This window comes from Exiguobacterium sp. s46 (assembly GCF_018618875.1).
GTDB classification, from domain to species: domain Bacteria; phylum Bacillota; class Bacilli; order Exiguobacteriales; family Exiguobacteriaceae; genus Exiguobacterium_A; species Exiguobacterium_A abrahamii.
On record NZ_JACSMY010000001.1, the window covers coordinates 915,387 to 928,206 of the forward strand.

The window sequence follows — 12,820 nt, forward strand, 5'->3', positions numbered from 1 at the left end:
GTATCCATGAAAGGAAGTGAAGAGATGGAAGATCCACGGATCACGCGTCTCGAGCAGGAGATCGCGGCGTTACGACAACGAGTAGCTGCCCTTGAAGGACAGCACACTTCGTCTGTCGCACCTGAACCGAGCGAACCAGAAGTAAGTACAGTCGCCCGCCCAGCTCCGCGCCCTGCTTATACGAAACGAAAACCGGTTGTTCCTCCACCAACATTTAAGGAAAAACGCTCCCGCGAAGAATGGGAACAGGTCATCGCGACCGTCTGGTTACCCCGGATTGGAGCGATATTCGCTGCACTCGGAGCCTTGTTCCTGTTCTCCTACGCCTCGGTTGCCGGTCTGATCAGTCCGCCTGTCCGCATCGGAAGTGGGGTCTTGATCGGTCTACTCGTCATCGCCCTTGGAGAATACCAGTATGAGAAGAAACGACGTGAGCTCGGGGTCGGACTCGTCGCGACCGGTACGATCGTCGCGTTGGCGGCACTGTTCGCCGGGATGGCCTTATATCAATTCTATCCACCGTCTTTAGCCTTCTTACTTGAGCTCGTCGTCGTCTTCATCGCGTACGGTCTGATGCTCTGGATGCGATCGCAAGCCTTGCTCGTCCTCGTATCCATCACCGGTTTCTTATTACCGTATCTACAATTATCGGACGACCCGAACTTACCGCTCTTCTTATTGTACGAAGTCGTCCTGTTCGCAGCGATCTTCTTTGCGGTTGACCGACTGAAGGCCAAAAAAGCGTTCGTCTTCGCTTGGGTGATCTTTACGATCGCACTCGCGTTCGGCCTACTCTCGTTAGAGCTCTACTGGCTTGATGAACAGGTACCACGACTTGATGAATGGTCTCTCTTACTTGCGACATTCTTCGGTTACGGTGCGACATCGTTCGTCGGACGACGCATCCAGTTTCAGCCAAACGTGCCAAGCTGGCTTGCCGGGATTGTCGTCTTACTGACGTTACTGATCCTCGATTGGTCGTTCGGGACGCTTGTAGCGATTCTGTTCGCCGGAATTGCCTACGTGCTTGCGGATCGATTAAAGGATCCGGCTCAAAACGGCGTCGGTCACGTCGCCTTACTCGTCGCTGTCCTCTTGATTCCGGCAGATGCCCTCAGCTGGACGTATCAACTGCGCTACTTCTTGATTGCCGGGTTGATCGCCGCATTTTGGTTCGTTCCGCGGGCGCGAATGCCGCATCAACGGTTGTTTAACGTCGGGTTGTATGTCGTCTTTATCTTTTCAGCCGTCGTTGATTATGAATCTTATCAAAGCATAGGGCTGTCGTATGCGTTGACGGTGCTCGCGATGGTCATTGCTTCGACGGCATTCGTCTTGCTCCTCGTTCAGACACATCGTGATCCGGTTTGGAAAGGGTCGTGGCAACTTGTCCTCGTCTTAGCTGCAATCGGTGTCTTTACGACATACACGTTGATCATCATGGAGTTACCATTCTACCGCGGTCTTGAAGAGACGGCGCGTAGTACGACGTTGTCCGCGGCCTATATCGTCCTCGCACTCGTCCTTGTCGCGATTGGTCGGATGCGGACGTCGTCGACGTGGCGATTATCCGGGTTGTTGCTACTGACTATCAGTGCCGTCAAGCTTTTACTATTCGATTTGTCGTTCCTGAGCTTATTCCAAAAAGCATTCGTCTTCATTGGCTTCGGAATCGTCACGTTCATCATTTCACGGACGTACTTCAAAAAACGCAAAGAACAAGCCTGACAAAACGCTTAAATCGGTTGAAATGAACCGGTTCAAGCGTTTTTAATTGCTCAAAAATTTTTATTGATAACGATTATCATTGTCGTCTATACTATTTAAGGAACTGACTTAATTAGTAACAGGGGGAACTATACATGAAACAAGTATTATTGATGACAGGGGCGCTCGCCGTCGTTTTAGCAGGTTGCAGTGAAGCGAAACAAGCGGAGACACCAGCACCGAAAAAGACGAATTTTGACCAGGTCGTCACGGATTACCGGACGTATGCGATCAACGAAATCGATACGTTCGTCCGCGAGACGGAAAAGTTCACGGATGCCGTACAAGCGGGAAAGCTTGAAGAAGCGAAAGCGTTGTACGCACCGACGCGGATGTATTACGAACGCGCAGAACCAATCGCGGAAGTATTCGGTGACCTTGATCCGAAGATCGATGCGCGAGCAGGCGACGTGAAAGCGTCGGAGTGGGGTGGCTACCACCGGATCGAGCAAGGATTATTCGAAAAGGGAACGACAAAAGGTTATGAAGCATACGCGAAACAATTGATGAAGGACGTCCACTTACTGCGGGCAAAGGTCGAGACGGTCGAGGTGACACCAGAATTACTCGTCACGGGGGCGACGGATCTATTGAACGAAGTCTCGACGTCAAAAGTGACAGGGGAAGAAGACCGTTATTCGCATACCGATTTATATGACTTCGCGGCAAACGTCGAAGGGGCTGAAAAGATTTACGAACTGTTAAACCCGGCGCTAAAAAAACAAGATGCGGCGTTATCAAAAGAGATTGCTGCTCGCTTCAAGGATGTCTACGCGTTACTCGATGCGAAGAAACAGGGTGACGGCTATGTTCTCTATACGAGTCTCTCGAAACAAGACGTCAAACAGATGAGTGTCGCCATCAATGAACTCGCGGAACCGCTCTCGAAGATGGGCATCGTACTGGAGGGATAAGCATGAAACCAATCCAAGAAGGCGTCACGCGGCGTGACGTCCTGAAGGTCGCAGGCTTGACGAGTCTCGGGGCCGCCCTGTATGCCAGTGGTCTTGAGAAGTTCCTTCCGCGGACATTGACTGTTGAAGCAAGTGATCAAGAGCCGTTCTACGGGACGTATCAAGCGGGAATTCTGACACCACCACAAAATCACGTCCAAGTCGTGGCGTTTGATATCAAGACGGAGCGCCGCGATGAATTGGTCGATTTATTAAAACGCTGGACGCGTTTATGTGCCAGACTTGCTGCCGGGTTACCATACGGCGATTCCGACTCCCGTTACGTCCCACCGGAAGATACGGGGGAAGCGGATGGATTATCGGCCGGTCACTTGACGTTTACGTTCGGGTGCGGTCCAAGTCTGTTTGACGGTCGCTTCGGCATCCGTCATAAACGACCGGATGCCCTTAAACCGTTGCCGACGTTCGATCTCGATCGTCTGGACGAAAAATGGAGCGGTGGCGACCTCGTCGTCCAAGTTTGCGGTGATGATGCGCAAGTCGTCTTCCATGCGATCCGTAACCTCGTCCGTGTCGGGCGTGGGACGGTCGCGATGCGTTGGTCCCAAGCTGGTTTCCAGCGCAGTAAAGCAGCAGATGCCTCTGGTGGGACGCCGCGTAATCTGTTCGGCTTCAAGGACGGCACGGGGAATCCTGATGTCTCGAAGAAGCAGGTCCGGAAAGAATCGCTCTTTTGTCAGTGGCAAGATGGTACACCGTGGTTGACGAACGGCTCGTTCCTTGTCGTCCGTCGCATCCAGATGCATCTCGAAGTCTGGGACCGGACGATCCTAAAAGAGCAAGAACGGACCTTCGGGCGCGAACGCGCTTCTGGGGCACCGCTCGGCTCAACAGACGAGTTCGCTTCCGTCACACCAGCGAAACGACAAGCTCGTGGCGAAGCAGCCTTACCGGTTGACTCGCATACCGCTGTCGCGCACGGGGATGGGAAGACAGCGATCTTACGCCGTTCCTACTCGTATCAAGACGGCATCGATGAGAAGACAGGTGCCCTCGATGCGGGTCTACTCTTCTTATCGTATCAGCGTTCACCGAAACAATTCATCGAGATTCAGCGCCGTCTTGCCGCACAGGACCGATTAAATGAATACATCACGCACCGTGGAAGTGCCATCTTCGCTTGCTTCGGTGGAATCTCGAAAGGAGGCTACATCGGTGATGCGTTATTTGCGTAATCTCGTCCTTGTACTTGTATTCCTTGTAGCCGGTCAACAAACGATGCCTGTCTATGCTGCTTCGACGGATGATCTCTATGTCGCGATCGGACAAGCCCTGTCTGCCGTCGCAAGTAAAGATCGCGCAGCACTGAATCAAGCGATTGATGAACTAGGACAAGCTGCTCAAGACTTACCTGATCAACAAGCGGCAATCACGAAAGCCGTCAAACAGGTCGATGCGAAACGGTCGGCAACGTTTCCGGAAGTCCGCGAGCAACTGACAGCACTCTCTGCTGCTGTCCGGAAGCAGGAAGAAGCAACGAAACCGAAGACGGACCCGATTGCGAAAGCAAAAGTGAAGCAATTGCTTTCGTTGACGAAAGAGATGCGGCAGGTCAAGGCGAGCGATCGTCCGGCAGCGGAGCAACGGTTGTTGACCGCATGGGCGACGCACGAGAGTCTTGTTCGCAACGACAGTGTCGGTCATTATGGCAACATCGAGATGGCACTTGCGTCGATCCGGATCGCGGCGGCGCGTGATTCCGCGGATACGAAGGAATGGAAAGCCGCACTTGATCAGTTCGATACGGCCGTTCAGTCTTTCCTCGACGGAGAGAAAGTCCAGGCGAAGAAAACGGGACTGCAGTCGCTGCTGACGCCACTCGAGGAGGCGCAAACCGCACTTACGGCAAATGATCTGCCGGAAGCAAAAGAAGCGCTAGAAGCATTTCTCAAGACTTGGCCGCGAGCGGAAGGTGAGGTCCGGACACGTAATGAAGGGCTCTATTCCCAGCTTGAATCAGACGTACCACTGTTACTTGCCCGACTGACGCCGGAAACTCGGGAAAAAACGGCACAAGAACTCCAGTCGTTTGAGAATGCTATCGCACAATTACAAACGAAGACGCATTATACGTTCGTCGATGCAATGCTCGTCATGCTGCGGGAAGGTCTCGAAGCATTATTGATCGTCAGTGCGCTTGTTGCCTTCGCGCGGAAAAGTCGATCGAAACAAGAAGGGAAGGTTTGGGCAGGCGCTGGGCTTGGTCTGATCGCAAGCGGTCTGTTAGCGCTCATCCTCCAGACCGTTTTTCAGGCCTCGTTCGCAGCGACAGGTCGGGAACAAATCGAAGGCTACACAGGAATCGTCGCGGTCGTTGTCATGTTGTTCGTCGGCTACTGGTTGCACTCGAAAAGCGCCGTCGCCAAACGAAAACACTTTTTGTCGACGCTTTCGACGACGTCCTTGTTCTTCGTCAGCTTCTTGACGATCTTCCGAGAAGGCGCCGAGACGTTGTTATTTTATATCGGAATGGCACCAGCGATGACGAAAACTGCCTTGTTATCCGGAATCGGTCTCGCGATCATCATCATCGGTCTCGTCTCGTATGCGGTCATCCAGATTGGTATTCGTTTACCGATTCATCGTCTGTTCCAAGTCGCGTCCTGGTTGATTTATGTGATGGCGTTCAAGATTCTTGGTACGAGTCTGCACGCGTTGCAGCTGACGAACGTCTTACCGATTCATCCGATCAATGGACTCGGAACCGCCGGCTGGATTGGTTTCTACCCAACGCTCGAGACGCTTATCCCGCAAGTCGTCCTGATGATTCTGATTGCCTTGTTTACGATCTGGCAAAAGCGGCGCACAGCAGCAATCCAGACTGCTGCTTGATCCATTTTTCAATTTCAGGTTTCAACTATTATGTTTCGGGTATAACTTCTTATCAGCAGCTTGCTGCATGAAAGAGAGGGATTTTTATGCTTGAAACACGCATCGTACGAAACATGACCGCTGTCGACGCAGAAGTGACGAGCCTCAAATCAAGTGGCTATTCGAATAAACAGATCTACATCTTTGCGAAAGACGAAGAACTCGCGGAACGGATCGCGAATGACACGCAGACGTTACCGTACCGCGTAACGAAGAAGTCATTCTTCGAGACGTTATTATCAGCCGTCCGCAGTAACCGTAATGATCGGATTGCTCAATTGTCCGAGCTTGGCATGACGAAGGATGTCGCTGAGGATCTAGAAGATGAAGTCCGACACGGGCGGATCGTCATCGTCGGTTCGAAGTCCGATTTACTGAATCCAGCGTTCGCGGCGTCTTACGTGACGGATGAAGCAACCGATTATGGTGCTGGCGTACCAAAACTTGAAGACGAGGAAACGACGACGACGTTACCAGCCGATCAAAACGTCAAGTTAAAAGATGAATGATACATAAGCCTCCTGTTTCTCAGCGTAGAGACAGGAGGCTTTTGTTTAGCCTTCTCATGGAAGGGAATGGGAAAATTGAGAGGAGGAGAGACAATGCAATTCTTATATGTCGGTTATTACGATGCTGAGCGGATGGATGCTTTATCGAAGGAAGAGATCGATGCTTTGATGTCGCGTTGTGATGCGTTGATGAACACCTTCAATGAACAAGTCGATGTCCTATCAGACTGGCACCCGGGACTTACGACACAAGCATTTTACTGGCAGGATGGGGTCGTACAGAAGAATGTAGAGCCGGATCGAACGCATGGAGAGCAGATTGGCAGTTTGATTGTCTTTGAAGCACGTGATTTGGATCATGCGATGGAACTGGCTTCCCTTCATCCGACGACTCAAGTCGCAGAAGGGGAATCTTACGGTTGGCGCGCAGAAATCCGTCCATTATCAGGTACCTCTTGATGTATGGATTATGGACGACATTTACGACTCAAGCCGGACAACGCGACCACGTCATCGCCCTGTTACTTGAAGCTGCGGCTTCTTTAGAAACTCATCCGAGTTGTCTACACTACATCATCAGTAGTTCTGACGAACCGGATGTGCTACATGTCCGTGAAATCTGGACGGATGCCGCTGCACACCTCGCGTCTTTAGAGTTACCGGTGACGCGGCGTTTGATTACGCAAGCGCGTCCGTTGCTCGAGCGTGTTGAACGCGTGCTCGAAGACCACCCGCTCGGTGGCAAAGGACTCATGTAAACCAAAAACCCCTCCTCTAGTCGAGAAGGGGTTACATGCTGTTAGGTTGTCGTACACTGGATATCGATGACGTCCGACGCTCGCACCATCCGGCGCATACCTGTCGATGTGACGAGTTCAATCGTTCCGCGGTCATGAAAAATCGCTTGGATCGAACCGGATACCGTATCGAGTTGTTTTAATCGGACGTGGACCGTCTGTCCGGTCCGGACTGCACGTTCCATGATGTGTTGTAAGGAGAGGCGATCACGAACAATCGTCTCTTCGCGTGATTGATACAGATGTTCAAGATGAAGGATATGCTGGCGTGAAGTCAGTTGTTTCCACTTGCGATTCGATCGTTTTTTAGATGCGAACATGGCTGACCACCTCCTGAATTGAGTCGTACGCTAGATAGTCGTGCGCTCTGCTTCAGTTATTTCCCTTCACGAACAGTGCTTAAACACGTGCTCCTGACATTTTTTCACGAAACGCCTCGATTGCGGCAATCGCTTCTTGATCGTACTCGACCTCACCTGGTGCATTTCCTTCGGCAAGAATCGCTGTCTCAAGCGTCGCGCCAAGGAACGATGCGATATGCTCGAACTGCGTGACGAGCGCTTGTCCTTTAACGCGTGGATTGTCTCCTCCGACCGCGATCAAGTGGAATCGTTTCCCCGCCATCCGGCTTTTGAAGTCGAGCTCTTTGTCGCGCAGTGACTCGCTGAATCGATCGATGAATAATTTCATCTTCGTCGACATCGAGTACCAATAAATCGGAGTGATGAACAGGATGTCATCGTGTTCAAGCATTTCTTCGACAATATGGCGATAGTCATCGCCAATCGGTAAAAAGCCTCCATGATGACGGCGGTCTTCAATCGGCTGAATCGAGACGTTCGCCAAATCGACAGCAACATGAGGGATTCCTTTCAATGCTTGTTCCCCGAGCCATTCACTGTTTCCTTTACGTGAGCTACCAAAAATCGTATACATATCGTGCATCTCCTTTTGAATTCGATTGTTCTATTCTATTCCAAACTGCACTGTCAATACACCGATATGCTCACAATTGGTTTTGAATAAGGGTTTTGCGGAAAAAGACAAGAAGACGAAAAACAAATAGGGGAGGAACGGTCGAATGGAGAGAAGCACGCTCATTGCGCTAGAAAAACACTTATATGCCATCCACCTCGAGATGGATGGACTGGCGCGACTCATCACGAAACAATTGATTCATTTGAGCCAAGTGGCTGCATCCGTCGAACATTTTCGACGGATGAGCTTTGATATCTATAAACATCGGACGTCACTCGAGCAGATCCCGTCACAAGTCTTGTATGAGACGGCACTCGACTACGAAGACTGGCTCGAGGAAGAGTTTGATGAGATTCCTGCTAGCTGGCAACTGGCGACGAAAGAAGAGGAGGCACTCGAGCAGCTTTGGTGGTTCGAATTCTCACGAATTCAAGCGGAGCTCGAAGAATGGCTTAGTCTCTATCTGATTCGCCGGATTCGAGAAGACGTTCGTTACATGCCACCGGTGATCGAGAAAAATGCCTATGCTTTATCAGAGGATGCCCGTCACGTCTTTTGGCGCCTCTTACAACGCTCCGTCGCGAAGCCTTCATCAAAGATCAAGGCGAATCAACTGTCATGTCGGATGGGCATCGCTGAGATTGCCCGCTGTGCCCGACTTAATCAAGACCGGACGCGTCGTGCGATTGGTGAACTAACGCGTCGTGGTCTGATCGCAATCGAGGAGGATGATGAGAAGCTAAAAATGCGGCTCCGCCTTCAAGTCATCTGATTAAAAGCGATGAACCGTTCGATCATCCGTTCATCCCGACGCGCGGATGGACCGATCCAAATCAGGTGACCGGGACTTTTCGATTCAATGAACTGCGCGTGAGGAATGCTCCGTCGTGCGTGTTCCGCATGCTCGAACGGAACAGCACGGTCTGACTTCGAATGGACGATCAAGACGGGACACGTGACGGCTTCAAGCCGTTCTCGTTCTAAGTCTTGTGTGATATCAAACAAGACACCTCGCCCAGGACCATTTTGAAGACCAACCTCATATAATAACGACGCATCCGTCTCACTAATGTGGGTACGGATCGTTTCGCGTGGTAACAGACTCGTCATCTCGACCATCCGCACCGCTGCTTCTTCAGGAAACTTACGAATCTTATCCTTCACATACGTCCAAAGCCCCCACTGGATGAACTGCAGGGGACGTTGTAAGACCGGTTGGATCAAAAGACGGTGATACGGCAGCGAGATCCGGTGCGTCATCGCACACGCTAAGACGAGGGCATGAACGCCTGGATCCATTCCAGCAAGTGCAATTGCCGTCGGTCCGCCGGCAGAGATGCCGTAAACGGTGTACTGTTCAATCTGGCGGGAAGCAAGCCACCCAGCGTAGAACGTTGCAAGCGCCTCTGGACTATCTGCGAGCTGAAGTGGAGTTCTTCCATATCCCGGACGTGACGGTACGATGACACGATATCCTGCCGTGATTAACTTTTCGACATGGTAGACCTCCCGGTAATCCGACTGCGTACCATGAATCAAAAGAATGACGGGACCGCTCCCGCTATCTCGGTAATCAAAACGCTGACCATTCCATTCTGCGATATAATGCATCCAAATTCTCCTATCTCTTAATTTTTACCATTTTATTGTTAATTTAATATTCATTTTCATGTATACTGTAAAGTATAACCAAACCATTGTGACTTAGGAAATGAGGATGCGTAGTGTCTAACGAAAAATTAACTAACCGTGACCGCTTACTTGCTGTACGAGAAATCTTCGAACGTCAGTCGGATGAAGACCATACGTTGACGCTTGAGGAATTGAGCATGGAACTCTCGAAACGAGGACTGATCGAGAAGCTATCCCGAAAATCGTTGAAGGATGATATTGCGGCACTTGCCAAATCAGGTTTTGACGTCGTGGCGGAAGAGACGAAGAATGGACTTGCCATTCCGTATCATCTCGTCAGTCGTCCCTTTGAGCATCATCAGCTCCGATTGCTCGTCGATGCCATCGCCAGTGCGAAGTTCATCTCGGAAAGTGAGACGACGTCGCTCGTTAAGACGATTCAGTCGTTGACGAGTGACAAGATGGCGGAGTCACTCCAACCGGTGCTACATACTGTCAAAAAACCAAAAGGAATGACGTCGCGCTCGATCGATACGATCCAGAAAGCAATTAGCGATGGGTTCGTCATCAGTTTCCAGTACCAAGGAAAGTTTAATGAACGGACGCGGAAGTTCGAGTTACGGAAGGATGGCGAGCATTACCTCGTTTCTCCGGCTCATCTGTTGATGGATAACGGAAATTACTATTTGATTGGACGCGATGAGCGGATCAAAGAGATCCGAACGTACCGGGTCGACCGAATCGTCGATTGTAAAGCGTTCGAACCGATGGAAGAACCGGTCCATGTCGAGCCGAGTTACTTAAGTAACATGTTCAACATGTACGGGGGAGAGAACGAGCAATTGACGCTTAAATTCCAGGAGAGTCTGATGCCAACCGTCGTCGACCGGTTCGGAACGGATATCCGCTGCCGTCGTCTCGATGACCTCTGGTTCGAGGTCAAAGTCGATGCGCTCTTTTCCGACGGTTTCATGATGTGGCTGATTCAGTTCGGCAACCAGGCGGAAATCATCGCGCCTGTCGAACGGCGGGAGACATTCAAGAACAAGGTGGCAGGTCTTGCGACGATGTACCAAGTCGAAACACCTGCTCTTTAAGGGCTGAAGCAAGGTTCACTTGACCGTGGATCTTGCTTTTTTAAATTGTCGAGAAAAAAACTTTTTGTCGTTTTTTGTCGGATATTCATATTTGAATATTTTAAGCGAATAGTTCCAGTTACTATTAAGGGTATCTGATACTTATGTAGGAGGAACGACATGCAACAGATGGAAAAAAGCCAATCAAACGGGATGCGGAAACTAGCTGCTTTCCTCTTCTTCGTTTGTCTATCCTATACATCGTGGTACTTATTCTCACTTTTTGTCTTTCATCTCGTGTTTCCAGAAGATGTCGTGACATCCTTAGATATCGTCGTGTTCGGATTCAGTCCGGTCGTCGCTCTTGTCGTCACCATCGGCTCGCTACGCTTGATCGAACGACGTATGAAACCTAAATTCACACCCCTTTTATTCATCGGATATACGCTCTCGACAAGTATCTTGATTTATTACGCGATCGTGAACGAACTTCTGCCCCGACTGTGACTTGCAACTCCCCAGCAATTGGCATATGCTACGCTTATAGCTTGCTAGGTAAGGGGGGATACGATGAACGCACAGTATATCCTCGACTGGATGCCGCTCGTGATTCCTGTCGGTGCCATCGTCTTTATTGTCGTCATTGCAAAAAAAGCTTCGAAAATCGATGCTGAAAAGTAAGGAGACTCCAATCAGGGAGTCTTTTTTTATTGGCTTCTGTTGGTACTTTATTCACGCGATTTCCCTATTGTGCAAAAACATAACGTCACCCATTTCTATGGTATAAAGGAACTAGGCGAAAGACCTAATATTAGGAAATCATGGAGGGACAGATGAGACAAAGAACCGTCATGACTTTACTTGCACTCAGTCTACTGCTTACCGTATGTATGATGAAAAAACCAACGTTGACGCCAAAAGCCAGTACCATCGATCTCACCATCGCCGTCGTCGGAACGGCTCCAGTTCTTACGCAATCACCGGACTTCCACTCGATTGATCTGCAGGAGATCAAAGGGGATTTACGACGATACGATGCTGTCATGATTATGCCCGACTATTTAAACGCGGCAGCCGGACGTGACTATGCTACCGTCTACCGGAAGGCGCAGATTCCCTTTTTCTTCATCGGCTCTCAAAAATCCATCGAACCGTTTCTTGACCCGAGTCTATCCTATGAGGAAAGCATCTCGGTGCCGAATCCGACGTTTGCGGCTGGTATGCTCTATGACGATACACAAGAGACGACCTGGTTGTTTGGTGAGGGAATCGAACGACCGAATCGTTCAGAGCAACTGAAGATCTATCAATCAATCTTTCAAACGATTGAACAGAGTCACTTAGCAAAGTAACGCTTGAATGAAACAGACCGAAGTGCTCGGAAGTACATCTACTTCCAAACACTTCGATCTGTTTTTTCGTCAATCGAGTTGTTTCGTCGGGGCTAAGACGATTTCCCGGATGTTGACATGTTGCGGCTGCTCAAAGGCGAATAAGACAGTGTCCGCGACGACTTGCGGATCGAGTCCACCGTCAATCGACTGTTTCCATTCGTTGTAGCCGTCCTTAATCGCGTCACTTGTCGTATGACCGAGCAGTTCTGTCTCGACGACACCTGGTGCAATCGTCATGACGCGGACACCATGGGACGCGACTTCACCTCGGACGTTCTCACTCATCGCGTGGACGGCGAATTTCGTGCCGACGTACGCGGCGTGGTCTGCGAACGTCTTTTTACCGGCAATCGAGCTGATGTTGATGATCGTGCCGGTCTTCCGTTTCACCATCGAGGGAAGGACAGCTTGCATCCCGTGTAAGACACCGAGCGCGTTGACGTCAAACATCTCTTCCCATTCTTCCGCATCTTGTGTCTCGATTTGACCGAGTAACATCCGACCCGCATTATTGATGATGGCTTCGACCGGTCCGAACGCTTCCGTCGCGTCTGCTAAAGCAGCATCGAGGGCAACTCGGTCGGTGACTGCGACTTGGCGAATCAAGACATCGTCTGAAGCAAGGCTCGCCAGACGATCAATTCTTCGTCCGAGCAATAAGACGCGGTACCCTTTCTGAATGAACGTTCGTGCAATCGCATGCCCGATTCCTGACGTCGCACCGGTGATGGCAATGAATCCTGTTTTCATGATATCGTCTCCTTATTTGATATGATAAATTGAAGATAACAGAGGGAAACCAATCCGAGAAGTACGCACTTT

General features: G+C 50.5%; 15 protein-coding genes. 11 read left to right on the plus strand and 4 right to left on the minus strand.

Annotated features, from left to right (window positions below; translation table 11 throughout):
• Window positions 1-24: 24 nt before the first annotated feature.
• The 7 genes from KNQ08_RS04830 to KNQ08_RS04860 all read left to right on the plus strand — a co-directional run bounded on the left by KNQ08_RS04830 (window position 25) and on the right by KNQ08_RS04860 (window position 6,879).
• The gene (locus KNQ08_RS04830) at window positions 25-1,728 is read left to right on the plus strand and encodes a DUF2339 domain-containing protein (protein ID WP_214804927.1); all 1,704 of its coding nucleotides are present in this window, start codon (window positions 25-27) and stop codon (window positions 1,726-1,728) included.
• Window positions 1,729-1,862: 134 nt separating this feature from the next.
• Window positions 1,863-2,681 carry an iron uptake system protein EfeO gene (gene efeO / locus KNQ08_RS04835; RefSeq protein ID WP_149427363.1) on the plus strand — a complete coding sequence of 273 codons (819 nt, stop codon included), beginning with the start codon at window positions 1,863-1,865 and terminating at the stop codon, window positions 2,679-2,681.
• A gap of 2 nt (window positions 2,682-2,683) precedes the next feature.
• On the plus strand, window positions 2,684-3,916 hold the full coding sequence (gene efeB, locus KNQ08_RS04840) for an iron uptake transporter deferrochelatase/peroxidase subunit (protein ID WP_251133621.1): 1,233 nt from the start codon (window positions 2,684-2,686) through the stop codon (window positions 3,914-3,916).
• Window positions 3,900-5,573: an FTR1 family protein gene (locus tag KNQ08_RS04845; protein ID WP_214805716.1), complete on the plus strand. Its 1,674-nt coding sequence runs from the start codon at window positions 3,900-3,902 to the stop codon at window positions 5,571-5,573. Before efeB ends, KNQ08_RS04845 begins: the two co-directional genes overlap by 17 nt.
• An 86-nt stretch (window positions 5,574-5,659) precedes the next feature.
• Window positions 5,660-6,121, plus strand: coding sequence for a YflT domain-containing protein (locus KNQ08_RS04850; protein ID WP_023468312.1), 462 nt, complete (start codon window positions 5,660-5,662; stop codon window positions 6,119-6,121).
• A gap of 93 nt (window positions 6,122-6,214) precedes the next feature.
• The gene (locus KNQ08_RS04855; RefSeq protein ID WP_149427365.1) at window positions 6,215-6,580 is read left to right on the plus strand and encodes a YciI family protein; all 366 of its coding nucleotides are present in this window, start codon (window positions 6,215-6,217) and stop codon (window positions 6,578-6,580) included.
• On the plus strand, window positions 6,580-6,879 hold the full coding sequence (locus KNQ08_RS04860; protein ID WP_029341704.1) for a putative quinol monooxygenase: 300 nt from the start codon (window positions 6,580-6,582) through the stop codon (window positions 6,877-6,879). The genes KNQ08_RS04855 and KNQ08_RS04860 overlap by 1 nt, the downstream gene beginning before the upstream one ends.
• 41 nt (window positions 6,880-6,920) lie before the next feature.
• On the opposite strand, the gene KNQ08_RS04865 is transcribed toward KNQ08_RS04860, so the two are convergent.
• Window positions 6,921-7,238 (minus strand): hypothetical protein, encoded by a 318-nt coding sequence (locus KNQ08_RS04865; RefSeq protein ID WP_149427366.1) that lies wholly within the window; start codon window positions 7,236-7,238, stop codon window positions 6,921-6,923.
• 79 nt (window positions 7,239-7,317) lie between these two features.
• Window positions 7,318-7,854: a flavodoxin family protein gene (locus tag KNQ08_RS04870; RefSeq protein ID WP_214804929.1), complete on the minus strand. Its 537-nt coding sequence runs from the start codon at window positions 7,852-7,854 to the stop codon at window positions 7,318-7,320.
• Between the two features lie 145 nt (window positions 7,855-7,999).
• On the opposite strand from KNQ08_RS04870, the gene KNQ08_RS04875 reads away from it, so the two are divergent.
• Window positions 8,000-8,668: a hypothetical protein gene (locus tag KNQ08_RS04875; protein WP_029341707.1), complete on the plus strand. Its 669-nt coding sequence runs from the start codon at window positions 8,000-8,002 to the stop codon at window positions 8,666-8,668.
• On the opposite strand, the gene KNQ08_RS04880 is transcribed toward KNQ08_RS04875, so the two are convergent.
• On the minus strand, window positions 8,656-9,507 hold the full coding sequence (locus KNQ08_RS04880) for an alpha/beta fold hydrolase (protein WP_050677940.1): 852 nt from the start codon (window positions 9,505-9,507) through the stop codon (window positions 8,656-8,658). The genes KNQ08_RS04875 and KNQ08_RS04880 overlap by 13 nt on opposite strands.
• A gap of 113 nt (window positions 9,508-9,620) precedes the next feature.
• Here KNQ08_RS04880 and KNQ08_RS17015 point away from each other — a divergent pair, with 113 nt between their 5' ends.
• From KNQ08_RS17015 to KNQ08_RS04895, 3 genes are all read left to right on the plus strand, one after another.
• On the plus strand, window positions 9,621-10,625 hold the full coding sequence (locus KNQ08_RS17015; protein ID WP_050677941.1) for a helix-turn-helix transcriptional regulator: 1,005 nt from the start codon (window positions 9,621-9,623) through the stop codon (window positions 10,623-10,625).
• 159 nt (window positions 10,626-10,784) lie between these two features.
• Window positions 10,785-11,111: a hypothetical protein gene (locus tag KNQ08_RS04890; protein WP_050677942.1), complete on the plus strand. Its 327-nt coding sequence runs from the start codon at window positions 10,785-10,787 to the stop codon at window positions 11,109-11,111.
• Window positions 11,112-11,437: 326 nt separating this feature from the next.
• On the plus strand, window positions 11,438-11,956 hold the full coding sequence (locus tag KNQ08_RS04895; protein ID WP_214804931.1) for a hypothetical protein: 519 nt from the start codon (window positions 11,438-11,440) through the stop codon (window positions 11,954-11,956).
• 69 nt (window positions 11,957-12,025) lie between these two features.
• On the opposite strand, the gene KNQ08_RS04900 is transcribed toward KNQ08_RS04895, so the two are convergent.
• Window positions 12,026-12,748 carry an SDR family oxidoreductase gene (locus KNQ08_RS04900; RefSeq protein ID WP_214804933.1) on the minus strand — a complete coding sequence of 241 codons (723 nt, stop codon included), beginning with the start codon at window positions 12,746-12,748 and terminating at the stop codon, window positions 12,026-12,028.
• Window positions 12,749-12,820: the final 72 nt, after the last annotated feature.

Excerpts from the sequence above, each read along its gene's own strand:
- KNQ08_RS04830 (WP_214804927.1), top strand. The coding sequence starts at position 25 with ATGGAAGATCCACGGATCACGCGTCTCGAGCAGGAGATCGCGGCGTTA.
- efeO (WP_149427363.1), top strand. The coding sequence starts at position 1,863 with ATGAAACAAGTATTATTGATGACAGGGGCGCTCGCCGTCGTTTTAGCA.
- efeB (WP_251133621.1), top strand. The coding sequence starts at position 2,684 with ATGAAACCAATCCAAGAAGGCGTCACGCGGCGTGACGTCCTGAAGGTC.
- KNQ08_RS04845 (WP_214805716.1), top strand. The coding sequence starts at position 3,900 with ATGCGTTATTTGCGTAATCTCGTCCTTGTACTTGTATTCCTTGTAGCC.
- KNQ08_RS04850 (WP_023468312.1), top strand. The coding sequence starts at position 5,660 with ATGCTTGAAACACGCATCGTACGAAACATGACCGCTGTCGACGCAGAA.
- KNQ08_RS04855 (WP_149427365.1), top strand. The coding sequence starts at position 6,215 with ATGCAATTCTTATATGTCGGTTATTACGATGCTGAGCGGATGGATGCT.
- KNQ08_RS04860 (WP_029341704.1), top strand. The coding sequence starts at position 6,580 with ATGTATGGATTATGGACGACATTTACGACTCAAGCCGGACAACGCGAC.
- KNQ08_RS04865 (WP_149427366.1), bottom strand. The coding sequence starts at position 7,238 with ATGTTCGCATCTAAAAAACGATCGAATCGCAAGTGGAAACAACTGACT.
- KNQ08_RS04870 (WP_214804929.1), bottom strand. The coding sequence starts at position 7,854 with ATGTATACGATTTTTGGTAGCTCACGTAAAGGAAACAGTGAATGGCTC.
- KNQ08_RS04875 (WP_029341707.1), top strand. The coding sequence starts at position 8,000 with ATGGAGAGAAGCACGCTCATTGCGCTAGAAAAACACTTATATGCCATC.
- KNQ08_RS04880 (WP_050677940.1), bottom strand. The coding sequence starts at position 9,507 with ATGCATTATATCGCAGAATGGAATGGTCAGCGTTTTGATTACCGAGAT.
- KNQ08_RS04890 (WP_050677942.1), top strand. The coding sequence starts at position 10,785 with ATGCAACAGATGGAAAAAAGCCAATCAAACGGGATGCGGAAACTAGCT.
- KNQ08_RS04895 (WP_214804931.1), top strand. The coding sequence starts at position 11,438 with ATGAGACAAAGAACCGTCATGACTTTACTTGCACTCAGTCTACTGCTT.
- KNQ08_RS04900 (WP_214804933.1), bottom strand. The coding sequence starts at position 12,748 with ATGAAAACAGGATTCATTGCCATCACCGGTGCGACGTCAGGAATCGGG.